Origin of the sequence: Novosphingobium humi (assembly GCF_028607105.1) — a bacterium.
Lineage (GTDB): Bacteria > Pseudomonadota > Alphaproteobacteria > Sphingomonadales > Sphingomonadaceae > Novosphingobium > Novosphingobium humi.
In genome coordinates, this window is sequence record NZ_CP117417.1 from 647,414 (window position 1) to 674,371 (window position 26,958).

Below are 26,958 nucleotides of genomic sequence, written 5' to 3' on the forward strand. Positions count from 1 at the left end.
GGGGCTTTATGCCTCCGGCGGGCAAAGGGACGAGTCCCTTTGCCCGCCGGAGGCACCCCAAAATACCGGCATCAACACGTCGCCGTCTTGGTGCCCGACAGCCCCGCCGTCAGATTGCGTGAATCGCGGATGAGGAAGGCCGCTTCCTGACGCAGCGTCATGGGTTTGACGAACATCGATCCGAACAGGCCCGATTGCTGGTAATAGACCTCGACGAACATCACGGCCATGCCGCTGGCCGCCATCACCTGATTGCCGGTGGGGCCCATGCCGGTGACGACGGCGTTTTCCGCGCCATAGGCCGAGGCGGCGGTCATGCTGCCGGTGCAGCGTTGCCAGTGGATATATTGCTTGCCGGTGCTCGAATTGAGTTCGAGGCTGGAGATGATGACCTTGCCCCTGGTGCTCAGGTTGATGCTCTTGCCCTCCTGCACCGCGCCGGTCAGCACCGAATTGACCTCGGTTTCGGTCACTGTCGGGCTGACGCTGGACGTGCTGCTCTGTTCAAGGCGCGAGGCATTGTCGGCGGTCGACATGGCGATCTGGTTGATCTGAAGGCTGGTGATGGTCATGTTCGCCATCTCGATGCCATAAAGCCCGATGACCAGCAGCACAGGCATGGTGGCGCCCAGCTCGATGATCGAGACGCCCGAGCAATCGCGGCGCAGGCGGCGCAGGAGGGCGCGCCATTTCATGTGCAGGTCCTTGTGGCCGAACCATAGGCGACCTGCGCGGCCCAGGGCTGGTTGCGGCGCACCGCCGTGGCGTTCAGCGTGACCTTGCCCCACATGCTTTTCATGAAAGGGACGCTGAACATCGGCGTATAGCTGGCCGTGGCGGTATAGACGATGATGTCGCCCGCTGCGCCATTGCCCGCTGCGCCAATGTCCGAATTCCACGATCCGTCGCCGTTCTCGTCCGTGTAGGGTTCGCCATTGTCACAGCGGCCGTTGGCATTGGAATCAGTCCATTTTTCCGCGCGGCCGATATCGGTGAAATCATAATAGGACTTGCGGGTCGAGGTGACCGTCACGCCGGGCAGGGCCGGGGCCAGCACCTTGGCCACGTTCTGGTCCAGCGTGGTGGTGTTGGCATTTTCGAGCGTGGCATCGCGCGCGGCCTGACGCACCGCGCCATTGAGCAGCGCGCGGCCATAGAACATCTGGCCGAAATAGCCGATGCCCATCATCATCACCAACAGGATCGGCAGGACAAAGGCATATTCCACCGCCGTGGCCCCGCGCCGGTCGCGCCAGAGATGGCCAAGCCGCCGCGCCATCAACTGGCCACCCGCAGCGCGCTGGCAGTCTTGGCGATCTGCTGAAACGCGCTGTTGAGTTCGCTGGCGCTGTTGGCGGTAAAGCCGCTGTCGGGCGAGGCGCAATAGGACAGGTCGCTCGACAGGCTGGTGGAATAGCCGATCACCCAGATGCGCACGCCGCGCCCCTTGATCGCATCGCACAGCGCGCGAAAACGGGCGATATGGCGATTGTCATCATTGGAATAGCCATTATCGGTGATGCGCCGGTCATGGTATTCGATGCCATAGGCCTGCTGGATCGAATAATTCGCATTGGGTTCGCCGTCGGTCATATAGATGATGTGGCGCGTGACATTGCCGCCGTTGGTGGGCACTTCGGTCACATTGCTGGCAAAGATCCCGGTCGCCGAAATCAGCCGCGCGCCCCACAGCATGCCGATATCGTGATAGGTGCTGCCCGCCGGGGTCAGCGAGTTGACGTAATTGGTGAAATCGGTCTGGGTCATCGTGGCCAGCGTGCGCGCCGCCGCCGGGCAATAGGAATAGGCCTGCGACCCCGATGTGCTCAAAATGGAACTGCTGCTGCTGGTGCCGCGATAATAGGCGACATCGGGCCACATGGGCGCCCATTTGGTGGCATCATCGCTGGTGGGCGCCATGTCGATGTCGAGGTCGGTGGCGGTCGTGGGCGAAATGCGGTCGGTCAGCGAACTGTAGGTGAAGGTCGGGTCAGAGACAGTATAGCGCTCCTCGATGCAGCCATCCCATGAGGATACCAGCGATGTGCCGTTCGAGCCGGTGTTGGTGGTGGTATTGGCAAAGGTCTTGAACGTGCTGACATCCATATTGACCAGCATATAGTCGAAATGGTCGAAAAGGCTTGCGGTCGATGTCGTCGCGGGCGTGGTGAAGCCGGTATAGCTATAGGTTTTGAATGTCAGATTGGCGTAGTAGTAATATTGATAATAGCTGTCGCCCGAGCGGGAGCAGGTATAAAGCGTGCGCCGCCTGGGCTGGTTGCTGATATTGGCGTAATAGGAATAATTGCCGGTGGTCACATAGCCGCTGCTTGCGGAGGGTGAACCATTGTTGGCCCATGCCGTGACGGCGGGCAGGGCCTCGAGGCAGGCGCTCTGGCTGCCATAGGCGCTGCTGGAATAGAGGGCGGGCGTGCTGTTGGCGCTGTAGACCTCTTCCGAGGTCTTGATCGAGCGCCCATTGTAAACCCCGTAATTGACCGTCTCGAACTGCGGCACACGGGTCTGGATGCCGTAATTGCTGACCAGATAGGACGGGTTCAGATTGTAGAGCAGGCGCCCGACATTGACCGAACTGCTGTAGGGCACGAAACCATAGCGCACGCGGGCATTCGTGCCCGCCGTGGCGTTGATGATGGTCGTGTTGAAATTCTTGAGCGCGTTTTGAAGCCCGGTGATCTTGACCGTGCCGTTATAGGAATCGGCCATCGACCCGGTGGTGTCCAGCACGAAGACGATATCGGAATTGCCGATGCTCTGCGTCGATCCGCAGGTCAGGCTGACGTTATAGGTGTAACGCCCGAAGAGCGCCATGATCCGCAGCGGCACGGTGGTGCTGGCCGTGCCGTTGACGGTGATGCCATTGTCGGACGAGGTCAGGGCAAAGGTGGTGCTCTTGGTGCCTTGCTGGGCGTCGGTATAGTTGACGTTGAAATAGGATTTGCCCTGCGCGATCGCGGTGGCGTCCAGCCCATTGGTGGTCACCGCGCGCCGGGCGGCCAGCACGCCCGCATCGCAGGCCCCCTGAAGCCGGTTCTGTGCGCGATAGACAAGGCTTAAGTCCACCGCCCCGCCGATCAGCGCGGTCAGCACGAACATGATCGCGGAGGCCAGCATCAGCACATTGCCGCGCCGGTCATGGGCCAAACGGCACAGAAAGGGCCGGGGTTGCAGCATGAAAATCGGGCCTTGTTTCAGCGGACAAGATGCGCACCCGGAAAGCACGCCTGATAGTTTCACCTAGTGGTTAACGCTTAAAGATTCATAAATTGTCGGATCTTGGGCGTTGCCGGGCTGTATTGCGGGCCTATTCGCGGCCCCGGACACGCGCCGGTTTTGCAACTGCGGATGCAGGAATCGAGTTTGAGTATAGCCGCAATAAGCGTAAATCGGCGCCACCCCGATTGGCCGCCACCTTCGCATTATCGTCGGAGTCGGCATCCTTACATGGAGATCATCATGAAGAACCTTTTGGCTTGGGCTTTTGCCGTGTCGCTGCTGTCTGGCGCGCCTGTGCAGGCGGCCGGGCCGGGTCTGGATTTCCATCTGTTTGAAAATGAATATGTTCGCAACGGCACGCCCGAGGCCGGCTATGACGCGGTGCGCCGCGCGGTGCCGGTGGGAGCAGATGCGCGCGGCGGCGTGGCGATGCTGCGTCAGGCGGGCGCGCATTGCGGCGCGGCGCGCGGCGACACGGTCGACTGCTTCTACCGCGAACGCATTTCGGTTGATGATGTGGTGGACACTTATGCAACCTGGGACATGCAGCTTAGCCTAAGCGCCGACAAGGTGGCCGCGGTTAACGTCGAACGCAGCGTCGAACAGCGTTGAGCCTAAACCGCAAAGCGGCCTTCAATCCCCTATCGCCCCCCGCCGCCGTCAAGACGCTGCAAGGACAGTAACGGGATTGCAAAGGGACCAGCCCCTTTGCCCGCCGGAGGCATTTAAAAATCGCCCGCCGGAGGCCCTTAACTCTTGCCCCCACCCGGACTGGTGAAATCATACACCGCCAGCCCGGACGGGTCGCTGGGCAATTCCAGCACCTCGCGCTGGGCCAGCGTATGGGCGGCATCCTCATAGCCGCTGCGCCAATGGTCCTCCATCGTCTGGCGGCTGAATTCATAGTCCTTGTAATCGCCTTCGTAATTGGGCGACTGATAGACCATCTGGACGATGTTGTAGCGGGCCGGATCGGTGGCCTCCATCAACAGCTTGCCCTCGGGGCTGGCCAGTTGCTCTTGCGTCATCGTCTCGGCCAGCTTGCGGAAGGCGTTGCGCAACTCCTGTCTTTCGCGAAATATGTCGGTGGCGGCACGGGTGCGGCTGGAATACTGGATTTCCTTCATGCGCGAGGCAACCGCGGCAATGTCGCCGGGCATATGGCCGCGCGCGCTCCACAGATCGACCTGAAACACCAGCGTGTCGAGCCGCGAATCGGAGGACAGCACCCAGTCGAGCGGCGTGTTCGACACCAGCCCGCCGTCCCAGTAATATTCGCCATCGACCTCGACCGCTGGAAAACCGGGCGGCAGCGCGCCTGAGGCGATGATATGTTCGGGCCGGATCGCGCATTGGGCATTGTCGAAATATTTGAAATTGCCTGTGCGCACATTGACCGCGCCCACGCTGAAGCGGGTTTTGCGCGTGTTGATGCGGTCGAAATCGACCAGACTTTCCAGCGTGGCGCGCAAATGGCTGGTGTCATACCAACTGGTCGCCTCGGCGGTCTTGTCGGGCTGAAAAAAGGGCGGGATCAGGCGAGGGGAAAAGAACCCCGGCGCACCCTGCATCAGCACCTGCCCCGCCGCCATCTGGTTGATAGCCCCGCGCAGATGCGGGTTCACCGCCAGATGCGAAAGGCCAAGCGTGGCCAGCCATGGCGCCCATGCGGTCGATCGGCCCGAGACGCCCTCCCAAAAGCGGCGTAATTGGCCCACGCGCGCCTCGGGCGCATTGCCCGCGATGATCGCGCTGTTGATCGCGCCGATGGAAATGCCCGCGATCCAGCCCGGCTCGATCCCCCGCTCGGCCAGCGCTTCGTAAACGCCCGCCTGATAGGCCCCCAGCGCGCCCCCGCCTTGCAGCAATAAAGCCACGGTTTCAAAGGGCGTGCCATTGCCTCGGGCGTGGGTGACGGGGGCTTTCCAGCGGCGCATTCGGGGCATGGATGGGCGGCTCCTTGATGATCGCGCCTTTCAAGGTAGCGGTTAATGGCCGCTATTCAATCCGCCACTGTTCATTCCACCTTGGGCAAGGTCAGCGTGGCCATCGCGGCGACCATCAGTGTGGCGGCGGCAAAAGCCATGGTCCACACCGGCGCGCCGGGGAAAAACGCGTCCATGATCGTGTGCATGACCGTGGCCACCAGCAATTGCGGCACCACGACGAAAACATTGAACAGGCCCATCGACACGCCCAGCTTCGATTGCGGCAGGCTGGAGGCCAGCATCGCATAGGGCATGGCCAGGATCGAGGCCCAGGCAAGGCCGATTGCCACCTCGGACAGCATCAGCCATGCCGGATCGCGCAGCACCAGATAGGAGCCGAAGCCCGCCGCCCCGGCAATCAGGCTGACCGCATGGGTGCGCGCCTTGCCGATGCGCCGGGCCAGCCATGGCAGGACGATCAGCGCGGCGGGCGCGGCCACGCCGTTATAGATCGAGAACAATCGCCCGACGTAATTGGCCGCCGCCTGATAGGCCGGGCTGGCCGGATCGGTGGCGCCGAAATGATATTGGGCAACGATGGGCGTGGTATAGATCCACATGATGAACAGCGCGGACCAACTGAAGAACTGCACCAGCGCAAGGCGTTTCATCAGCGGCGGCATGCCGGCAAAATCGCCCACCACGCTGGAGAGCAATGTGGTGCGCCCCGCGCGCGCCAACAGGATTGCCGCGATCAGCGCCGCGCCATAGGCCGCCATCAGGCCGGCCAGCAGATAAAGCTCCTTGGCCAGCGCCCAATGCGCCACGCAGGCCCCCAGCACGCCGCCCGCACTGATCCACGGCAAGGCCCCCAGCGGCGAGCGCGCCGCCAGCACAAGGTCTGGGCCGGTTTCGGGGGCGGGTGCCTCGCCGAACTCCGCCATCTGCGCGGGCGAATATTCTTGCGTGTTCAGCACCGTCCACAAGACCGCCGCCAGCAGGATCGCCCCGCCCGCCCAGAAGCTGTAGCGCACCGTATCGGGGATCTGTCCCGTGGGCGCGACATTGGCCACGCCCAGCGCATCGAGCAGCGAGGGGAACAGCGAACCCACCACCGCCCCCGCGCCGATAAAGGCGGTCTGCACCGCATAGCCCGCCGTATGCTGGCTCTTGTCCAGCATATCGCCAACAAAGGCGCGGAACGGCTCCATCGCTACATTCAGACTGGCATCGAGCAGCCAGAGCAGCATGGCCGCGCCCAGCAGCATGCCCTGGAGCGGCATGACCAGCAGCGCCAGACAGGCCAGAACCGCGCCCGCCAGAAAATAGGGCCGCCGCCGCCCCAGCCGCCCCAACCACGTGCGGTCCGACAGATGCCCGATCACCGGCTGCACCAGCAGGCCGGTCAAAGGCGCGGCGATCCACAGCGCGGGCAGATCATCGATCGAGGAACCAAGCGACTGGAAAACCCGGCTCATATTGGCGTTTTGCAGGGCAAAGCCGATCTGGATGCCGAAAAAGCCAAAGCTGACATTGCACAGCCCGGCCCAGCCAAGTTTGGGCTTGCCCGACATGATTTCCCCTTCCGCATGGTGGTCTGTTTGTGGCGCACGGCGTTGCATGGACCGGGGCGCGGGGCAATCACGTATACGAATACCTTGTGTTCAGTCGGCAAATCAGCTCCGTGATTTGCCCGGCGCCGCTCACCCCCCGCAACTCTTGCGGCGCACCAGCCTTGTGGGCAGGACCGGCGAGGGCAGGGGCCGATCCTCGATCTGGGCCAACAGGGTTTCGATCAGCAGCACGCCCGCCGCCTTCAGGTCCTGCATCATCGTGGTCAGCGGCGGGTTGGTCATGCCCGCCGCCGGAATATCGTCAAAACCCATCAGCGCCACATCGCCCGGCACCGACAGGCCCGCCTCGGACAGCGCGCGCATCGCGCCGATGGCGATGAGGTCTGATCCGGCAAAGATCGCGTCAAACCGCGCGCCCCGCGCAATCAGGGCCTTTGCGGCCAGATAGCCCGATTCCTCGGTCGTCAAAGCATCAATCTGCAAATCGGGGTTCACCGGCAGACCGTTTTCCGCCAGCGCCGCCTGAAGCCCGCGATAACGGTCGGAAAACTCGGGGTAATGCTCGTCGGCCTGACCCAGAAAGGCGATGTCGCGGCGGCCCTGCGCGATCAGGTGATCGCCCGCCATTTGCCCCGCGCCGAAATTGTCGCTGCCCACGGTGGCGCCGATATTGTCAGGCCGCACCGAACCCCAGCGGACAAAGCGCGTGCCCTGCGCCACCAGCCCCGTCAGCCGCTGTTCGTATTGCGTGTAATCGCCATAGCCCAGCAGGATCAGTCCATCGGCTCGGTGGCTGTCCTGATAGCGCGTGTGCCAGTCATCCTCCATTTTCTGGAACGAAATCAACAGGTCGAACCCGCGATTGGCGCATTGCCGCGTGATCGATCCCAGCATGGCGAGGAAGAAGGGGTTGATGCGCGAATCATCCTCGCTGGGTTCTTCAAAAAACAGCAGCGCAATCGTGTTGGCCCGCTGTGAACGCAGCGAGGAAGCGTTTTTGTCGACCGTGTAATTCAGTTCGCGGGCAATCGCCTCGATCCTTGCGCGCGTCTCGGCGCTGACCGAACGCGATCCGCGCAGCGCCCTGCTGACCGTGGGCTGGGACACGCCCGCGCGATAGGCGATGTCAAAGCTGGTAGGTTTGTTCGATCGTTTTTGCCCCATGATCCCCCCATGATGCGTGTGCTTCCCGACTGGCTCTTGCGTGGCCTTAGAGCAACATTACCCGATTGCGCATAATATGGGTATACGTATGCCATCTTTTGTTCTCGGCCGTCCCCGCTGTAAACGGGCTCCACGTTGACCGGAACCAAGGGGCAGGGGTGCCCTATGCCGGGACGAAGCCTGCGCGCATGGACCGTGTGTCATCCATGCGCAGCCGGTGTGATCAGGAGAGGAATATCATGAGCTTCCGCAGCTTCAAGGCGGGGCGCCTTGGTGCGTCCGCCGCATGCATTGCCGTGTCTGCTTTCATCTTTCCGGCGCTGGCCGAGGCCCAGCAGGCCGCGCCTGAACCGGCGGCCAATGACCAGGCGATCGTGGTGACGGGCATCCGCGCCTCGCTCGATGCCTCGGCCTCGCTCAAGCGCCGCTCGCCGGTGATCGTGGAATCCATTTCGGCCGAAGACATCGGCAAATTGCCCGACGTGTCGATCGCGGACTCGCTGGCCCGTCTGCCCGGCGTCACGGCCCAGCGTCTGGAAGGGCGCGACCAGCGCCTCTCGATCCGCGGCCTTGGCCCCGATTTCGGCACCACGCTGCTCAACGGCCGCGAACAGGTGACCGTGGGCGACAATCGCGGCGTTGAATATGACCAGTATCCGTCGGAATTCTTCAAGAATGTGGTGGTGTACAAGGCCGCCAATGCCGGGCTGATCGCGGCGGGCGTGTCGGGCACGGTGGACCTGCGCATGCTGCGTCCGCTGGCGCAGAAGGACCGCATCATCGCGGTGCAGCTGCGCGGTCAGATGAACGGCATCAAGGCGCTCAACCCTGACAGCGACAACAAGGGCTTCCGCGCCTCGGCCGCCTATGTCGACAAGTTTGCCGACGACAAGTGGGGCATCGCCATCGGCCTGTCGGCCACCCAGGCCCCTTCGCAGAACGAGCGCTACAACGCCTGGGGCTTCCCCAATGACCCGGCGGCGGGCGGCGCGCTGTTTCTGGGCGGGGCCAAGCCCTATGTCCAGTCGAACATGCTCAAGCGCTATGGCGGCGTGGTGACGGTCGAATGGGCGCCCAGCGACAATTTCCATTCCACGCTCGACCTGCTCTATTCAAAATTCAAGGAAACCCAGCACCTGCGCGGCATCGAATTCCCGATTGCCCCGACATGGGGTTCGGGCGCCACGATCCAGCCGGGCTATACCACCACCAACGGTCTGGTCACCAATGCCACGCTGACCGGGGTGCATGCGGTGCAGCGCAATGACCTCAATGAACGCACGGCGGACAATTTCTCCGCCGGGTGGAACGGCGTGTGGACCGTGGCCGAGGACACCCACGTCACGCTCGACGCCAGCTATAGCACCGCCAAGCGCACCGACTTCCTGCTCGAGACCTATACCGGCACCGGATACAATTCGACCGGCGCCGCCGACACGCTCAAGATCAGCGCCAATCCCAACGGCACCTTCTCGATCGTGCCCACGCTGGATTATTCGAACACCGGCCTTTTCGGCATCACCGACCCGCGCGGCTGGGGCTATAACGGCACGACCGCCGTGGTGCAGTCGGGCTTTCTCAACAAGCCCAATTTCAAGGACGATCTGCTGGCCCTGCGCGCCAGTCTGGACGGCAAGTTCGGCGGCCACAGTGTCATTTCCGGCTGGGAAGTGGGCGTGAACTATTCGCGCCGCAAGAAGGTGTCGAACTTCCTCTCCTACTTCCTCTGCCCCAAGGGCGCGGGCACCAATTGCACCGTGTCGAGCGGCACCACCACCTTTGCCCCCGTGCCCAGCGCGGCGGTGATCGGTTCTGTGCCGCTGGATTATCTGGGCGTGCCCAAGATGCTCGCGCTCGATCCGATGTATCTGTATAACAACAGCTTTAATGCGGCCTATGACAATCGCCCCGTCTCGTTGGTCCGCGACAATTCGGTGACCGAAAATGTCATCACCGGCTATGCCATGCTCAAGCTGGACGGCGATGTGGCGGGCAAGCGCCTGACGGGCAGCATCGGCGCGCAGGTGGTCCATACCAACCAGAGCTCGGATGGTTCGATCTCGAACTTCTCGAATGGCGCGGTCACGCTTTATCCGGCCACGGGCGGCGCGAAATACACCAATGTCCTGCCCAGCCTGAACCTGTCGCTGGAAATGGACCCGTCGATGTTCGTCAAGTTCTCGGCCTCGCACACGATGGTGCGCGCGCGCCTTGACCAGTTGCGCGTCAATCAGGAGTTCAACATCGACCCCACCCGTCTGGGTTCGACCACGCCGGGCCAATCGGTGTTCAGCTCGACCGGAGGCAATGCCCAGCTTCGCCCCTATCACTCGACCAACATCGACCTTTCGCTGGAGCGCTATTTCCGCAAGGGCGGCTATGTCTCGGTGGCGGGCTATTACAAGAAGCTGACCCAATTCGTCGATCCGTCGAACAATTTCCTCTATGATTTCTCCTCTGCGCTCAGCAGCCTGACGCCCGCCCAGCGCGCGGCGGTGGGCACCACGCTGGGCACGGTCAACGCGCCGGCCAACACCGGGCATGGCGATGTAAAGGGTGTGGAAGGCACGCTCTCGCTGCCCTTCTCGCTGCTGACGCCCAAGCTCGACGGCTTCGGCTTCTATGGCAGCCTGTCCTATACCGACAGCACGATCTATCTGGCCAGCAATCCGGGCCAAGCGATCACCCTGCCGGGTCTGTCGGATTGGGTGCAGAACGCGGCGCTTTATTATGAAAAGCACGGGTTCCAGGCGCGGGTGAACTATCGCTTCCGCTCGACCTTCCTGGCCGAAGTGGCGGGCCTTTCGGCCAACCCCACCTATCGTCAGGCCAAGGCCGAAGCGATTGTCGACGCCCAGATCGGCTATGAATTCCAGCCCGGCTCGAAGCTCTACGGCCTCGCGGTCATGCTTCAGGCCAAGAACCTGACCGACCGGCCCTTCATCACCTATCAGAACAATGATGTGCGCCAGTTGATCGACTATCAGCGCTATGGCCGCGACTATTACCTGAGCGTCAGCTACAAGTTCTGATCGCGACAGGATGCGGGCGGGGCGCGATGCTCCGCCCGTCTTTTACAATAATAAGCCAACGGGAATTGCAGGATGAGCCAAAGGCCACAACAGCGCATCGTCATTGTGGGCGGCGGCACGGCGGGCTGGATGACGGCTGCTGCGCTGGGTCATTTTCTGGATGACGGCTTTACTGTCGAGCTGGTGGAAAGCGACGCGATCGGCACGATCGGCGTGGGCGAGGCGACCATCCCGCATATCAATGTGTTCAAGAAGGCGTTGGGCATTGATGAAAAAGCCTTCATGCGCGCCACGCATGCCACCTATAAATTGGGCATCGCCTTTGATGGCTGGCTGCATCCGGGCCACAGCTATATCCATGCCTTTGGCGATGTGGGCCGCGATGTGGGCCTTTGCGCGTTTCAGCATTTCTGGTCGCGGGGTATGCGGCTGGGGTTTGCCAAGGAGACGGGCGCCTATACGCTCAACACCATCGCCGCGCGGGCCGGGCGGATGCATGACGGCGCGCCGCTGACGGCCCAGACCGTGCCCGCCATGCCCCATGCGTTTCATTTCGACGCGGGGCTCTATGCCGCCTTTCTGCGCGACCATGCCGAGGCGCGCGGCGTCAAGCGCACCGAGGGGATGATTGCCGATGTGCGCCGTCATGGCCTGACCGGGGATGTCACGGTGCTGCGCCTTGCCGATGGGCGCGAGATTGCGGGCGATCTGTTCATTGACTGCTCCGGCCAGCGGGGCCTGTTGATCGGCGATGCGCTGGGCGGGGCCTATGAGGATTGGCGCCGCTGGCTGCCCTGCGACCGCGCCATGGCGGTGCAAAGCCCGCGTCTGGCCGATCTGGTGCCCTATACGCGCGCCATCGCCCATCCGGTGGGGTGGCAATGGCGCATTCCCTTGCAGCATCGCACCGGCAATGGCCGCGTCTATTGCAGCGATTTCGTCACGGATGATGCGGTGCATGATGAACTGATCGCGGGCCTTGAGGGCGGCGCGATCACCGCGCCCCGCCCGATCCGTTTCACCACCGGTCGCCGCCGCGAGGCGTGGAAGGCCAATGTCATCGCCATCGGCCTGTCCTCCGGTTTTCTGGAACCTCTGGAATCGACCTCGATCCATCTGATCCAGACGGGGATTGCGCGCCTGCTCAAATTCCTGCCCGCCGGGCCGGTGGCGCAGGTCACGCGCGATGCCTTCAACGCCCAGTTCGCCTTTGAGATGGAGCGCATCCGCGACTTCATCATCCTGCATTACTGGGCCAACCGGCGCGAGGAGCCTTTCTGGCAGGCCTGCCGCGCGGTGGACTTGCCCGACAGCCTGCGCGCCAAGATCGACCTCTTTGCCGCATCGGGCCAGATTTTCCGCGAGGGCGAGGAATTGTTCAGCGAGGTGGGCTGGTTTCAGGTGATGGCCGCACAGGGCATCATTCCGGCCGCCAGCCATGCCATGGCCGAGGCCATTTCGGAGGCGGATTTGCGCGAATATCTCGAACTGATTGCGGCGCTCTACACCAGAGAGGCGGGGCAATATGCTTCCCATGCCGACTTTATCGCCCGCCATTGCGCGGCCCCCATGGCGCAAAAGGTGATGGCATGAGGTGCGCTCTGGCCATGGCTCTGGCCGCGCTGGCGGCGTCCGCCGCGCAAGGCACGCCCCTGTCCGACCTGCGCGCCCGCACGCCCGAACAGGAAGTGATCTATTTCGTCCTGCCCGACCGTTTTGCCAACGGCGATCCGGCCAATGATACAGGCGGCATCGCGGGGGATCGCCTGTCCCATGGTTTCGATCCGTCCGACAAGGGCTTCTATCATGGCGGCGACCTTAAAGGCCTGACCGCGCGGCTCGATTATATTCAGGGGCTGGGCGCCAGCGCGATCTGGGTCGGGCCGATTTTCAGGAACAAGCCGGTGCAGGGGGCCAAGGGCCATGAAAGCGCGGGTTATCACGGCTATTGGATCACCGATTTCCTGCATGTCGATCCGCATTTCGGGACCGACGCGGATTTCGCCGCCTTGGTAAAGGCAGCCCATGCGCGGGGGATGAAGGTCTATATGGACATCATCGTCAACCACACCGCCGATGTCATCCAATACCGCGAGGCGGGCAAGGCGGCCGCGCCCTATCGTTCCAAGGCCGACTATCCCTTTTCGCGCCGGGGCGGGGTGGCGGGCGCGCCGATCAATGCCGGGTTTGCGGGCGATGATGATCGGCGCGGCGCCAATTGGGCGCATATGACCGATCCCGCCTTTGCCTATACGCCCTACATCCCGGCGGGTGAGGAGAAGGTGAAGAACCCGGCCTGGCTCAACAATCCGATCTGGTATCACAATCGCGGCGACACCGACTGGAAGGGCGAGAGCGCGCAATATGGCGATTTCGTCGGGCTGGACGATCTGGCCACGGAAAACCCGCGCGTGGTCAAAGGGTTCATCGAGATTTACAGCAGCTGGATCGACCGTTTCGGCATCGACGGCTATCGCATCGACACGGCCAAACATGTGAACCCGCAATTCTGGCGCGCCTTTGTGCCCGCCATGCAGGCGCGGGCGCGCTCGCGCGGCATCCCCAATTTTCACATCTTCGGCGAGGTGGCGACCGGCGACTATGATCCGGCGCTGCTGGCCGGCTGGGTGCATCGCGCGGGTCTGCCTGCGGTGCTGGATTTTGCCTTCATGCGCGCGGCGACCGATGCAGCCAGCGGCAAGACCGGCACGCAGGAACTGGCCCGGATGGTCGAGGATGATGCGCTCTATGGGCCAAAGGGGGCGCTGCGCCTGCCCACGTTCCTTGGCAATCATGACAATGGCCGTTTCGCCATGGCCCTGCGTGAGGCAAAGCCGGGGATCGGGGCGCAGGAATGGCTGGCGCGCGATCTGCTCGGCCATGCCATGCTGTTGACGCTGCGCGGCGTGCCCACGATCTATTACGGCGATGAACAGGGCTTTGCCGGGCGCGGGGGCGACCAATCCTCGCGGCAGGATATGTTTGCCAGCAAGGTGGCCGAATATAATCAGGACGCGCTGGTCGGCACATCCTCGACCACCGCCACCGCCAATTTCACGCCCTCCCATCCGCTCTATCAGGCCATCGCCCGCCTGTCGCAGATCCGCCGCGCCACGCCCGCGCTCTGGGGCGGGCGGACGATCCTTCGCGCCTCGGGTGAGGGGCCGGGCCTGTTTGCCGTCTCGCGCCTCGATCCCAAAACCGGGTCAGAGGTGCTGCTGGCCTTCAACACCTCTGACCAACCCATCACCGCGCAGGTTTCCGTCGAGAGCGCCACGCAGCGTTTCACCGCGCTGTCCGGCCCATGCCCCGCCGCGCCGGTCGCGCCGGGCAGCGCGACGATCCGCCTGCCCGCCTTTGGCTATGCCATCTGCGCCGCCACCAAGTAAGGACCCCCGATAATGCCCCCTTTGCAAGACCCATGGTGGCGCGGCGCCACCATCTATCAGATCTATCCGCGCAGTTTTGCTGACAGCAACGGCGATGGCATCGGCGACCTTCCGGGCATTACCGCGCATCTCGATCATATCGCCTCGCTGGGCGTGGATGCGATCTGGATCAGCCCGTTCTTCACCAGCCCGATGGCCGATTTCGGCTATGATGTGGCCGATTACCGCGATGTCGATCCGATCTTTGGCACGTTGAGCGATTTCGACGCCTTGGTGGCGCGGGCGCATGGGCTGGGCCTGAAGGTCATGATCGACATGGTTTTCGCCCATACCAGCGATGCCCATCCATGGTTTGCGCAAAGCCGGGCGGATAAGACCAACCCTTATGCCGACTGGTATGTCTGGCGCGATGCGAACCCCGACGGCACGCCGCCCAACAACTGGCAATCGGTGTTCGGCGGCCCGGCATGGACATGGGACGCGCGCCGCCAGCAATATTACATGCACCAGTTCCTAAAAGAACAGCCGCAATTGAACGGCCATAATCCGGCGGTGCAGGAGGCGTGCCTTGATGTGCTGCGTTTCTGGCTGGATCGCGGGGTGGACGGGTTCCGGCTCGATGCGCTCAACCATGCGATGTTCGACCCCGGTTTTGCCGACAATCCGGTGGCGCCGGAAAATGGCAAACCGCGCACCCGGCCCTATGATTTTCAGGCCAAGGTCAACAGTATGAACCACCCCGATGTGGTCGGCTTTGTCGAACGTATCGCGGCGGTCTGTCAGGCGGCGGGCGCGACCTTTACCGTGGCCGAAATCGGGGGCGATGATGCCGATCCGCTGATGAAGGCCTATACGGCGGGCGAGGGGCGGCTTTCGAGCGCCTACAGCTTCGACTTTCTCTATGCCGACCGCCTGACCGCCGATCTGGTGGCGCGCACGCAGGCGCAGTGGGACGGCGCGCCCGATGCCGATGGCCGCGCGCAGGGCTGGCCAAGCTGGGCCTTTGAAAACCACGATGCGCCGCGCCATATCTCGCGCTGGGTCGGGGCGGAGCGCCGTGATGCCTATGCGCGGATGACCATGGCGCTGCTGATGGCGCTGCGCGGCAATGCGTTTCTGTATCAGGGGCAGGAGCTAGGCCTGACGCAGGATGACATCCCGTTCCACCTGCTTCAGGACCCCGAAGCCATCGCCAACTGGCCGCTGACCTTGAGCCGCGACGGCGTGCGCACGCCTATGCCGTGGCAGGTGCAGGATGAGCAGGGCGGATTTACTGGAGGAACGCCGTGGCTGCCGCTTTCGGCCGAAAATATCGCCCGCGCGGTGGATCGGCAGGAGGGCGACGCGCAAAGTCAATTGGCCATCACCCGCCAAATCATCGCCCTGCGCCGCGCGCATCGGGCGCTGGCGGTGGGGGCGATGGAGGATCTGCGCGTTTCCGGCGATCTGCTCACCTTCACCCGGCGCGAGGGGGGCGAGGCGATTGCCTGCGCCTTCAACCTTGGCGGCGAAACCGTCGCCCATGCCGCGCCATCAGGGCAGACTCTGCTGGCGCTGAACGGCGCGGATGCGGGGCATTTGCCGCCCTATGCCGCGCATTTCACCCTGCTTGCCTAAAACCCCCTTCTTCCCCCGGAGAGAGACCATCATGGCCCGCTCGCTTGCCCCCCTTGCTGTCCTTTTGCTGACGGCGACCTCTGCCTATGCCCAGACCGCGCCTGCCAGCTATTCGGCGACATCGCCCGATGGCGCCATCGCCGTTGCCGTCACCACCGACAGCGACCACCGCGTTCGCTATGCCATCACCCGCAAGGGCAAGGCGCTGATCGCGCCCTCGCTGATGGGCTTTATCCTGACCGATGGCGTCAACATGGTACGCGGATGGGACATCACCGGCGCCGACACGGCCAAGGGCGATAACACATGGGAGCAGCCCTGGGGCGAGCGCCGCTATGTGCGCGACCATTATAACGAGATCACCGTCCACCTGCGCCAGTCCAAGGAGCAGGGCGAACGGATGATGGATGTGCATTTCCGGATCTTCGACAATGGCGTGGGCTTTCGTTACGAATTGCCCAAACAGGCCGCGATGACCACGATGCGCATCGCGGACGAGGTCACCGAATTCGACATCGTGCCCAAGGGCACCGCTTGGTGGATCGCCGGGGGCGAATGGAACCGCTATGAACAGGTCTATCAAAAGACCCCGATCGAGGCTGTCTCAACCGCGCATACGCCGATCACGATGCGGCTGGAGGATGGCACGCATCTCTCCTTCCACGAGGCCGCGCTGGTCGATTATTCGGCTATGTGGTTCAAGCGGGCCGATGGGCAGAAATTCCGCACGACCCTTGCACCTTCGGGTCAGGGGCCGCGCGTGGTGCGCGATCTGCCTTTCAACACGCCCTGGCGCACGATCCGCATTGCCGATGATGCGGCGGGGCTGGTGGAAAACGACCTTGAGCTGAATCTGAATGAGCCGAACAAGATCGGCGATGTGTCATGGTTCAAGCCGCAAAAATATATCGGCATCTGGTGGGGCATGATCCGGGGCGACTGGACATGGGCCGAAGGGCCAAAGCATGGCGCGACCACCGAGCGCGCCAAGCAATATATCGACTTTGCCGCCAAAAACGGCTTTTCCAGCGTGCTGATCGAGGGTTGGGACAAGGGCTGGAACGGCAACTGGCTGGGCACGGGGGGCGATTTCAGCTTTACCAAATCGGCCAACGATTTCGATCTGGAGGCCGTCACCGCCTATGGCCACAAGAAGGGCGTCAACATCATCGGCCATCACGAAACGGGCGGCAATATCGCCAATTACGAGGCCCAGCTTGAGGATGCGATGAAGCTGTATAACCGCCTCGGCGTGCCGGCGGTCAAGACCGGCTATGTGGCGGATGCGGGCGGCATTCAGGCGCCCTGCGGCAATGATCCGGCCAAGATCTGCATGGAATATCACGATGGCCAGCGTCAGGTGCAGCATCACCTGCGCGTGGTGCAGGTGGCGGCGAAATATCACATTGCCGTCAACGCGCATGAACCGGTCAAGGACACCGGCCTGCGCCGCACCTATCCCAACTGGATCGCGCGGGAAGGCGCGCGCGGTATGGAATATAACGCATGGGGCGCCTTCGCCAATGGCCCCAGCCACGAGCCGACGCTGGTTTACACCCGCATGCTGTCCGGCCCGATGGATTTCACGCCCGGCATCCTCAGCCTTGAGGGCGCGAACCATGCGCCTCTGGCCTCGACGCTGGCCAAGCAGTTGGGCCTCTATTTGGCGCTCTATTCGCCCATCCAGATGGCGGCCGATTTCATCGAGAGCCTTGAGGCGCATCCAAAGGAACTGGCCTTTATCCGCCAAGTCCCCGCCGATTGGGCGCAGAGCCATCTGATCGCCGGGGCTGTGGGCGAATATGCGATCTTTGCGCGGGCTGATCGCAACAGCCCCGACTGGTATGTCGGCGGGGTCAATGATGCCACGGCGCGCGTTGTCGATCTGAAGCTCGATTTCCTCGACGCGGGCAAGACCTATACCGCCACGATCTACAAGGATGGCGAGGGCGCGACCTATCTGACCGAGGCGCGGCACAGGATCGCCTATGAGACGCGCAAAGTGGCCAAGGGCGATGTCATCAAACTGTGGCTGGCGCCGGGCGGGGGCGGGGCAATTCGTCTCACCCCGGCGAAATAAGGCCCGGCCCGGTTGACGCGGGCGCGCCGTGGGATAGGGAAGGGTGATGAGCCAAAAACCCTGTCCCAACTGGGTCAGCTGGGCCATCGGGCGCATTGATGCGGATTATACCCGCAGCGCCGATACCCATCTGATCCCGGTGCCGCTGCCCGCCCTGCCGCATATCGCGATTTATCTGAAGGATGAATCGAGCCACCCCACCGGCAGCCTGAAGCATCGCCTCGCGCGCTCGCTCTTTCTCTATGCGCTGTGCAATGGCTGGATCGCGCAGGGGATGACGATTGTTGAGGCCTCCTCCGGCTCGACTGCCGTGTCCGAGGCCTATTTCGCGCGGATGCTGGGCCTGCCCTTCATCGCGGTGGTGCCGCGCAGCACGGCGCCTGAAAAGATCGCGGCCATCGAGGCGCTGGGCGGGCAATGCCACAAGGTGGACGGCGCGGGCGCGGTCTATGGCGAGGCCTCCCGTCTGGCCGAGGAACTGGGCGGTCATTACATGGACCAGTTCACCTATGCCGAGCGCGCCACTGACTGGCGCGGCAACAACAACATCGCCGACAGCATTTTCAGCCAGATGGCGCGCGAACCCCATCCGATCCCGGCCTGGATCGTGACGGGCGCGGGCACGGGGGGCACCTCGGCCACCATCGGCCGCTATGTGCATTACAACCGCCATGCCACACAGGTCTGCGTGGCCGATCCGTCGGCCTCGGTATTCCACCGCAACTGGCATGATGCGGCCGTCACCACCGCCGAAGGCCCGACCAGCCGCATCGAGGGCATCGGCCGCCCCCGCGTCGAGCCGAGCTTTATCCGCAGCGTGATCGACCGGATGGAGGTCGTCGAGGACCGCGCCTCCATTGCCGCCGCGCGGGTGCTCTCGCGTTATCTGGGGCGGCGCGTGGGCGGATCGACGGGCACCAATCTGGTGGCCATCGCGCGCATCGCTACGCAAATGGCCGATGCGGGCGAGAAGGGCTCGATCGTTTCGATCCTGTGCGACAGCGGCGAGCGTTATGGCTCGACCTATTATAATGAGGAATGGCTGACTGCGCAGGGGCTGTTGGATGAAGCGGAGGAAGAGCGCATGGCCGCCTTCCTTGCCAGCGGGCGTTACGCTTCCTAAATTGCCGGAAATACCATTCTCATTTGCAGGATACCATGTCGAACAATCCGCTGCTGGCCGCCACCGATCTGCCCGATTTCGCCGCGATCCGGCCCGAACATGTCGTGCCCGCGGTCGAGGCCGCGATTGCCGCTCATGCCGGGGCGATGAAGGCTTTGGCCGAGCGGCCGGGCGATCCGGCGCTGCTGGCGGAAAAGGACGGCGCCGATGTGGCGATCTCGCGGGTCTGGGGCGTGGTCAGCCATCTGGTGATGGTGGCGACCACGGCGGAACTGCGCGAGGCCCATGGCGCGGCCCAGCCCCTGATCGACGCGCATTTCAGCGCCGTTGGTCAGGACAAGGCGCTGTATCAGGCGTTGAAGGCGATTGATCCGCAGGCTCTGCCCGAAAATGAGCGCCGCGCTTTGAGGCTGGCCCTGCAGGATTTCGAACTGTCGGGGGTGGCGCTGGAAGGGGCGGCCGCCAAGGAATTCGCCGCCAACCGCATCGAGATGGGCCGCCTTTCCACCGAATTTTCCAATGCCGTGCTGGATGCCACCGAGGCGTGGACGCTGGAGATCAGCGACGAGGCGCGCCTTGCCGGTATTCCCGAGGCCGACCGGGCCGGGATGCAGGCCGCCGCCCAGCGCGCAGGCAAAGAAGGCTGGCTCGTCACGCTCCATGCGCCCAGCGTGATGGCGGTTCTCTCCCATGCCGAAGACCGGGCCTTGCGCGAGGAGGCCTATCGCGCATGGAACACCCGCGCCTCCGATCAGGGGCCGAATGCGGGCCGGTTCGACAACGGCCCGCGCATTGCCGAAATCCTTGCGCGCCGGGGTCAGGCGGCGCTGGCGCTGGGGTTTGAGGATCCGGTGGCGGTGTCGCTGGCCGCGAAAATGGCACGCGACGGGGCCGAAGTGGATGCGTTCCTCGCCAGCCTTGGCGCGGCGGCGCGACCTCAGGCGGCGCGTGATCTGGCCTCGCTGGCGCAATTTGCGCGGGGCGAATTGGGGATCGAGGACCTGCGCCCTTGGGATGTCGGCTTTGCCAGTGAGCGGATGCGGCGCAAGCTGCATGATCTCGATACGTCGGAAATCCGCCGCTATCTGCCGCTCCCTCGCGTGATGGAGGCTTTGTTCGGTCTGGTGCGCGAATTGTTCGGCGTCGAATTCCGCGCCGCGCAGGGCGTTCCGGTGTGGCATGATGACGTGCGCTATTTCACCCTGCACCGCGATGGGCATGAGGTGGCCTCGCTCTATGTCGATTTCTTTGCGCGCGAGGGCAAGCGCGGTGGGGCATGGATGGATTCGGCCCGCCCGCGCCAGCATGGCATCACGCCGGTGGCTTATCTGGTGACGAATTTCGCGCCGCCCGTGGGCGATGCGCCCGCCACTATCACGCATAATGACATGGTGACGCTGTTCCACGAAATGGGGCATTGCCTGCATCACCTGCTGGGCGAGGTCGATCTGCCCAGCGTCGGCGGGATTGCCGGGGTGGAATGGGATGCGGTGGAACTCCCCAGCCAGTTCCTTGAGAATTTCGCATGGGAACCGGCCACGCTGAAAGCCGCGAGCGCGCATGAGGAAAGCGGCGAGGCCTTGCCCGATGCGATGATTGCGCGGATGCTGGGCGCCCGCAAGTTTCTGGGGGCGATGGGCTTGGTGCGACAGGCGGAATTTGCGCTGTTCGACCTGCGCCTCCACCGCGCGGCGGGCGGCGACAATACGCCCGATTACCGTGACATTCTGGCGCAGGTGCGCGCCGAAGTAGCCGTCATCGACTATCCCGAATGGCACCGTTTCCCCACCAGCTTCAGCCATATTTTCGCCGGTGGCTATGCGGCGGGCTATTATTCCTATCTCTGGGCCGAGCGCCTGTCGGCCGATGCCTATGCCGCGTTCGAGGAAGAGAGTGCCAATCGCGCCGAATTGGGCGAACGTTTCCGCGCCGAAGTCCTCTCGCGCGGGGGCACACGCCCGGCGATTGAAAACTTCACCGCCTTCCGTGGGCGCGAGCCGGAGAATGAGCCGCTGCTGGAAAGCTGGGGGATTGCGGCGTAAGGCCTGTGCCTCTGCCGCCGCATCTCTACACGCTGGCCGATTATGCGCTTGCGGCGCAGGCGCGGATCGATCCGGCGGTTTGGGCATGGCTCGAAGGGGCCAGCGGAGATGGCGCGGCGCGGCGGCGTGAGGAGATCAGCTTTGGCGCCCATGCGATCCTGAACCGGCCGCTGGCCGATCTGTGCGGGGGGCATACGCGGCGGCATTTGCTGGGGCTGGATCTGGCGCATCCGGTGCTGCTCTCGCCGCTGGGCTATCATGGGCTGATCCATCCCGAAGGCGAATTGGCCACCGCGCAGGGATGCCTTGAAACGGTGATGTGCGTCTCGACCATGGCCAGTCGGCCTATCGAGGTCATCGCGCAGGCGGCCGCCGGACCTTTGTGGTTCCAGCTCTATGTCCAGTCCCGGCGCGAGGATACGCTGCGCCTGATCCGCCGCGCTGAGGCGGCGGGGGCAAGGGCGATTGTCGTGACGCTGGACACACCCGCCCAGCCTGCCAGCCCGCAGACCCTGCGCGCCGGTTTCGCCATGCCGCCGGGCATTGCGGCGGTGCATCTCTCCGGTTTCGCGCCCGCGCCCGAGGCATCGGGCGATTGGTACAATCCCGCCCTGTCGCGCCTGACCGCCGCCGCTCCGGGGTGGGGGGATATGGCATGGCTGCGCGGGCAAACCGATCTGCCGCTGCTGGCCAAGGGCCTGTCGCGGGCCGATGATGCGGTGCGGTTGATGGCGCTGGGCTGGGATGGGCTGGTGCTTTCCACCCATGGCGGGCGGGCGATGGAGGCGGCACCGGCGCCCCTGACGCTGCTGCCCGCGATGCGGGCGGCGCTGGGGCATGATCGCGTGATCCTGATCGACGGTTCGGTGCGGAGCGGGGCGGATGTGTTTCGGGCGCTGGCGCTGGGGGCCGATGCGGTGATGATCGGGCGGCCGCAATTGTATGGGCTGGCCGTGGGGGGCGCTCTGGGCGTGGCCCATATGCTGAAAATTCTGCGTGAGGAGCTGGAACTGGCGATGGTGCTGGCGGGATGCGCCACACTGGACGCCATCGGACCGGATGCGCTGACGGGGGTGTAATATGCTGATCGTGATCGAGAAACTCTTTGTCCCCGGCGAGATTGCCGCGCTGCGCGAACGCCTGCTGGCCGCGCCCTGGGCCGATGGCGCGGCCACGGCGGGCGAGCGCGCGGTGCAGGTGAAGCAGAACCTGCAGGTGCCGATGGACGATCCGGTGGCCAAGGAAATCGGCCAGATCATCCTGACCCGACTGGGCCAGAACCCGCAATTCCTCGCCGCCGCGCTGCCGGTGACGATCCATCCGCCGCGTTTCAACCTCTATCGCGATGGCGGCCATTATGGCGCCCATGTCGATGGCGCGCTGATGCGTATGCCGGGGGAGGACCGCCTGCTGCGTACCGATCTGTCGGCGACCCTGTTTTTGAACGATCCGGCCGATTATGACGGCGGCGAATTGACCATTGAGGGCCAGTTCGGCGGCCAGAGCGTCAAACTGCCCGCAGGCGATATGGTGCTTTATCCCAGCTCCAGCCTGCACAAGGTGACGCCGGTGACGCGGGGGATGCGGATCGCCAGCTTTTTCTGGATGCAGAGCGCGGTGCCGGACGAAGCCGCGCGGACCATGCTCTATGACCTTGACCGTTCGATTCAGGGATTGGCGCCGGGGCGGGGCAAGGATGATGCGGATATTGACCGTTTGATGCAGGTCTATCACAACCTGCTCCGCCGCTGGGCGCAAATTTAGTCAAAGGGTCTGAAAACACATGTCGAAATTTCCCGCCCATCTGTTTGCCGAACCCGAACCCGATGTCGATACGCTGGCCAATCTGGGCCCGCTGGCGCCGATGGCGGGCGTGTGGGAAGGCATCAAGGGCCGCGATGTGAAGCCCACCGAGGATGGTGCGGAAGAACAGGTCTATATCGAGCGGATGACCATCCAGCCCATCGACCCCCAGATGAACGGGCCGCAATTGCTCTATGGCCTGCGCTATCACACGGCGATCACCAAGCCGGGCGAGGTCGAGATGTATCACGATCAGGTCGGCTACTGGCTGTGGGAACCAGCGACCGGGCGCATCCTCCACACGCTGACCATTCCGCGCGGACAGGCGGCGCTGGCCAAGGGCGAGGCGGCGGCGGACGCCACCAGCTTTACGCTGAGCGCGCAGCGGGGCAGCACCGAGAACGGCATCATCTCGGCGGTGTTTCTGGAAGAGAATTTCCGCACCGACAGTTTCGCCATCACCGTCACCATCGATGGGCCGGACCAGTGGAGCTATGAGCAGACCACGATGCTGCAAATCCGCGGGGTTGAGGAGCCTTTTGCCCATACCGACCGCAATACGCTGCGCCGGGTCGGCCCGGCGGTGCCCAATCCTTTGGCGCGCGAGAATGCCGAAGCCTGACGCGTTCTGATTTTTGCGACAGGATAAGCGAAATTTTGCGCTTTATCGAACGCTCGGCCAATCGCATGGAGAGATCAGGCTAAGATAGGGGACGCGCCTTGGACATCACCGAATGGCTCAATCTGGGGCTGCGCTGGCTGCATCTGATCACCGGCATCGCGTGGATCGGCTCGTCCTTCTATTTCGTCTGGCTGGACAACCATCTGAAACCGCCCAAGGAAGGCCCCAAGGAAGGTGGCGCCTCGGGCGAGGTCTGGTCGGTCCATGGCGGGGGATTTTACCACAAGCAGAAATATCAGGTCGCCCCGTCCAAAATGCCGGACGAGCTGCACTGGTTCAAATGGGAGGCCTATTTCACCTGGGTCAGCGGGTTCTCGCTGCTGGTGCTGGTCTATTATGTCGGCGCGCGGGCCTTCCTGATCGATACGGCCAAGGCGGCGCTGGAGCCTTGGCAGGCGGCGGGCATCGGGATCGGTGCGATTGTGCTGGGCTGGCTGGTCTATGACGGGCTGTGCCGGTCGGCGCTGGGGCGCAACAATCAGCGGCTGGGCGTGGTCTGGTATGCGTTTCTGGTGGCCATGGCTTATGGCCTCAACAGCGTGTTCAGCGCGCGCGGGGCCTATCTGCATATTGGCGCAATTGTCGGCACGGTGATGGCGGCCAATGTGTTCATGATCATCATTCCGGGCCAGCGCAAGGTGGTGAACGCGCTGATCGAAGGGCGCGAGCCGGACCCGACGCTGGGCGCGCGGGGCAAGCAGCGCTCGCTGCACAACAATTACATGACGCTGCCGGTGCTCTTCATCATGATCAGCCACCATTATCCGATGACCTTTGGCGCGGATCGGCCATGGCTGGTGCTGGCGATGATTTCGGCGATGGGGGTGGCGATCCGCCATGTGTTCAACCTGCGCCACAAGGGGGCCGATCCGCGCCCCACCATGGCCGTCGCGGCGGCGATCGGCATTGCCACTATCACTTATGTCAGCCTTGAAAAGAAGGGCGCCAAGCCGACGGGCGAGGCGAGCTATGCCGATATTCAACCGATCCTAGCCAAACATTGCGTGACATGCCATGCGCCCCATCCTACCAATCCCGCTTTTGCCGCGCCGCCTTTGGGCGTGTTGCTGGACAATGCCGAACATGCCTCGGCCGCCGCGCCGCGCATCAAAAAGGTGGCGGTGGACGCGCAGGTCATGCCTCTGGGCAATATGACCCATATGACATTGGAAGAACGCGCAAAACTGGGCGCATGGATCGCCGCCGGGGCGCGGCCATAGGGGGCGATTTTACGCGGACTTTACGCCCGACACCCGCCTTGCCCATGGCGATTTAATGCGCGAATGTCCGATGCGTCAGGCTTGTCTTACTCTAGGCGAACCGACGCATCATGTTGATGAACGCATCCCCCACCAGCGAGAATTCCGCCCATAATCCCGGCCATCACGGCCCATCCTCGCTGTTCGCGCTCACGCTGGGCGCGATTGGCGTGGTCTATGGCGATATCGGCACCAGCCCGCTCTACGCCTTCCGCGAGGCGCTGGCCCAGACCGCGCAGGGCGGCATCGACCGGGGCGAGATCCTTGGCGTGCTGGCATTGGCGCTCTGGGCGCTGATCATCGTGGTGACGATGAAATATGTGATCTTCCTCAGCCGGATGGACAATCACGGCGAGGGCGGCGTGCTCTCGCTGATGGCGCTGGCGCGGCGGGCGACGGGGGGCAAGTGGCTGATCGTGCTGCTGCTGGGCGCGACGGGCGCGGCGCTGTTTTACGGCGATGCGATCATCACGCCCGCGCTTTCCGTGCTCTCGGCCATCGAGGGGATGAAGACCGTCCCCGGCCTTGAGACGATGAGCGAGCCGGTAATCCTTGGCCTTTCGCTGACGATCCTGATCGGCCTTTTCGCGTTGCAGGTGCGCGGCACGGCCAGCGTGGCGGGCCTGTTCGGGCCGGTCTGCGCGTTCTGGTTTGTGGCGATCGGCGCGCTGGGCCTGTGGCATATTGTCGAGGCGCCCGATGTCTTGTCCGCCTTCAACCCGATGTGGGCGGTCAATTTCATGCTGGGCCATGGCGTGGCGGGCCTGTTCGTGCTGGGCGCGGTGTTCCTGACCGTGACCGGGGCCGAGGCGCTGATTGCCGATATGGGCCATTTCGGGCGGCAGCCGATTCAACTGGGCTGGCTCACCTTTGTCTGGCCCGCGCTCACGCTCAACTATCTGGGGCAGGGAGCGCTGGCGCTCAAGGCTTTGGCGCAGGCGCAGGCCCATGGGCAATTGTTGCAAAATGCTGACTGGTTCTTCCTGATGGCGCCGGATTCTCTGCGTGCGCCGCTGGTGGTGCTGGCCACGATGGCCACGATCATCGCCAGTCAGGCGGTCATCACCGGGGCCTATTCGCTGACCCAGCAGGCCATCGCGCTGGGCCTGATGCCGCGCCTTGTCATCCGCCAGACCTCGGCGGCCCAGATCGGCCAGATCTATATGCCGGGCGTCAACTGGATGCTGCTCTTGGGCGTAATCTGCCTCGTCTTTGCCTTTCGCAGCAGCAGCGCGATGGCGGCGGCCTATGGCATTGCCGTGACCGGCACGATGGTGGTCACCACCTGCCTTGCCTTCATCATCGCGTGGAAATTCTGGGGCTGGAACCCGTTGGGCAGCGCGCTGCTCATCGCGCCCTTCCTTGCGCTCGACATCTTCTTTTTCGGCGCCAATGTGCTGCGCGTGGCCGAAGGGGGCTGGGTGCCGCTGATGGTGGCCGGGGTCATTGGCCTCGTGATCGCCACATGGCTGCGCGGGCGCAAGATGGCGCTGCAGCGCGCCAGCGAACAGGGCGTGGCGCTGGACGAACTGGTCAAGGCGCTGGCCGCCCGCCCGCCGCTGGTGGTCGAGGGCACGGCGGTGTTCCTGACGCAGGACGCCAGCGTGGCCCCTTCGGCATTGTTGCATAATCTGAAACATAACAAGGCGCTGCACCGCACCAACATCATGCTGACGGTGGAAACCCAGACAACGCCCTATGTCGATCCGGAAAACCGCCTGTGTCTTGAACGGCTCGACGAACGCTTCCTGCGCGCCAAATTGCGCTACGGCTATATGGACAAGATCGACGTGCCCAGCGATCTGGCGCGCGAGCCCGGCCTGCTGGCGGGGACGGGGGGCACGTCCTTCTTCGTCGGGCGCAGCGCGATCCGCTTTGGCTCGCGCCCCTGCATGCCCCGCGCGATGGTGCTGCTCTATCAGTTCCTGCACCGCAACGCGTCGGACCCCACCGCCTTTTTTGCCATTCCCCCCAATCGCGTGGTCGAATTGGGCACACAGATCGAGCTTTGATCGCTATAGATACCGC

The 26,958-nt window shown here is 63.7% G+C and carries 19 protein-coding genes; 13 read left to right on the forward strand and 6 right to left on the reverse strand.

Annotated features, from left to right (window positions below; all coding sequences use genetic code 11):
* Nucleotides 1-71: 71 nt before the first annotated feature.
* The 3 genes from PQ457_RS03010 to PQ457_RS03020 are packed head-to-tail and all read right to left on the reverse strand — an operon-like array spanning nt 72 to nt 3,195.
* Nucleotides 72-695, reverse strand: coding sequence for a pilus assembly protein TadE (locus tag PQ457_RS03010; RefSeq protein ID WP_273618310.1), 624 nt, complete (start codon nt 693-695; stop codon nt 72-74).
* Nucleotides 692-1,279 carry a TadE/TadG family type IV pilus assembly protein gene (locus PQ457_RS03015; RefSeq protein WP_273618311.1) on the reverse strand — a complete coding sequence of 196 codons (588 nt, stop codon included), beginning with the start codon at nt 1,277-1,279 and terminating at the stop codon, nt 692-694. The genes PQ457_RS03010 and PQ457_RS03015 overlap by 4 nt, the downstream gene beginning before the upstream one ends.
* Entirely contained in the window at nt 1,279-3,195 is a 1,917-nt protein-coding gene (locus PQ457_RS03020; RefSeq protein ID WP_273618312.1) for a pilus assembly protein, read from the reverse strand. The genes PQ457_RS03015 and PQ457_RS03020 overlap by 1 nt, the downstream gene beginning before the upstream one ends.
* A gap of 282 nt (nt 3,196-3,477) precedes the next feature.
* On the opposite strand from PQ457_RS03020, the gene PQ457_RS03025 reads away from it, so the two are divergent.
* Nucleotides 3,478-3,849: a hypothetical protein gene (locus PQ457_RS03025; RefSeq protein WP_273618313.1), complete on the forward strand. Its 372-nt coding sequence runs from the start codon at nt 3,478-3,480 to the stop codon at nt 3,847-3,849.
* Between the two features lie 137 nt (nt 3,850-3,986).
* On the opposite strand, the gene PQ457_RS03030 is transcribed toward PQ457_RS03025, so the two are convergent.
* The 3 genes from PQ457_RS03030 to PQ457_RS03040 form a co-directional block, all read right to left on the reverse strand.
* The gene (locus tag PQ457_RS03030; protein WP_273618314.1) at nt 3,987-5,183 is read right to left on the reverse strand and encodes a patatin-like phospholipase family protein; all 1,197 of its coding nucleotides are present in this window, start codon (nt 5,181-5,183) and stop codon (nt 3,987-3,989) included.
* Nucleotides 5,184-5,254: 71 nt separating this feature from the next.
* Nucleotides 5,255-6,739, reverse strand: coding sequence for an MFS transporter (locus PQ457_RS03035; RefSeq protein WP_273618315.1), 1,485 nt, complete (start codon nt 6,737-6,739; stop codon nt 5,255-5,257).
* A 129-nt stretch (nt 6,740-6,868) separates the two neighbouring features.
* Nucleotides 6,869-7,903 (reverse strand): LacI family DNA-binding transcriptional regulator, encoded by a 1,035-nt coding sequence (locus tag PQ457_RS03040; RefSeq protein WP_273618316.1) that lies wholly within the window; start codon nt 7,901-7,903, stop codon nt 6,869-6,871.
* Between the two features lie 239 nt (nt 7,904-8,142).
* Here PQ457_RS03040 and PQ457_RS03045 point away from each other — a divergent pair, with 239 nt between their 5' ends.
* The 12 genes from PQ457_RS03045 to PQ457_RS03100 all read left to right on the forward strand — a co-directional run bounded on the left by PQ457_RS03045 (nt 8,143) and on the right by PQ457_RS03100 (nt 26,942).
* Entirely contained in the window at nt 8,143-10,935 is a 2,793-nt protein-coding gene (locus tag PQ457_RS03045) for a TonB-dependent receptor (protein ID WP_273618317.1), read from the forward strand.
* A gap of 72 nt (nt 10,936-11,007) precedes the next feature.
* On the forward strand, nt 11,008-12,528 hold the full coding sequence (locus tag PQ457_RS03050) for a tryptophan halogenase family protein (RefSeq protein ID WP_273618318.1): 1,521 nt from the start codon (nt 11,008-11,010) through the stop codon (nt 12,526-12,528).
* Nucleotides 12,525-14,324, forward strand: a complete 1,800-nt coding sequence (locus tag PQ457_RS03055) for an alpha-amylase family glycosyl hydrolase (RefSeq protein WP_273618319.1) — start codon at nt 12,525-12,527, stop codon at nt 14,322-14,324. Before PQ457_RS03050 ends, PQ457_RS03055 begins: the two co-directional genes overlap by 4 nt.
* A 12-nt stretch (nt 14,325-14,336) precedes the next feature.
* Nucleotides 14,337-15,941, forward strand: a complete 1,605-nt coding sequence (locus PQ457_RS03060) for an alpha-amylase family glycosyl hydrolase (RefSeq protein WP_273618320.1) — start codon at nt 14,337-14,339, stop codon at nt 15,939-15,941.
* Between the two features lie 31 nt (nt 15,942-15,972).
* Nucleotides 15,973-18,021, forward strand: coding sequence for a glycoside hydrolase family 97 protein (locus tag PQ457_RS03065; RefSeq protein WP_273618321.1), 2,049 nt, complete (start codon nt 15,973-15,975; stop codon nt 18,019-18,021).
* Between the two features lie 46 nt (nt 18,022-18,067).
* The gene (locus PQ457_RS03070) at nt 18,068-19,144 is read left to right on the forward strand and encodes a PLP-dependent cysteine synthase family protein (RefSeq protein ID WP_273618322.1); all 1,077 of its coding nucleotides are present in this window, start codon (nt 18,068-18,070) and stop codon (nt 19,142-19,144) included.
* Nucleotides 19,145-19,179: 35 nt separating this feature from the next.
* Nucleotides 19,180-21,186, forward strand: coding sequence for a M3 family metallopeptidase (locus PQ457_RS03075; RefSeq protein WP_273618323.1), 2,007 nt, complete (start codon nt 19,180-19,182; stop codon nt 21,184-21,186).
* Nucleotides 21,187-21,191: 5 nt separating this feature from the next.
* A complete protein-coding gene (locus tag PQ457_RS03080; protein WP_273618324.1) occupies nt 21,192-22,265 on the forward strand; it encodes an alpha-hydroxy acid oxidase in 1,074 nt (357 codons plus the stop codon).
* A gap of 1 nt (nt 22,266) precedes the next feature.
* Entirely contained in the window at nt 22,267-22,950 is a 684-nt protein-coding gene (locus PQ457_RS03085; RefSeq protein WP_273618325.1) for a Fe2+-dependent dioxygenase, read from the forward strand.
* Nucleotides 22,951-22,969: 19 nt separating this feature from the next.
* Complete coding sequence (locus PQ457_RS03090) at nt 22,970-23,611, forward strand: heme-binding beta-barrel domain-containing protein (protein ID WP_273618326.1); 642 nt, start codon at nt 22,970-22,972, stop codon at nt 23,609-23,611.
* A 98-nt stretch (nt 23,612-23,709) separates the two neighbouring features.
* Nucleotides 23,710-24,891 (forward strand): urate hydroxylase PuuD, encoded by a 1,182-nt coding sequence (locus PQ457_RS03095; RefSeq protein ID WP_273618327.1) that lies wholly within the window; start codon nt 23,710-23,712, stop codon nt 24,889-24,891.
* A 110-nt stretch (nt 24,892-25,001) separates the two neighbouring features.
* Nucleotides 25,002-26,942, forward strand: coding sequence for a potassium transporter Kup (locus PQ457_RS03100; RefSeq protein ID WP_273618328.1), 1,941 nt, complete (start codon nt 25,002-25,004; stop codon nt 26,940-26,942).
* Nucleotides 26,943-26,958 lie beyond the last annotated feature (16 nt).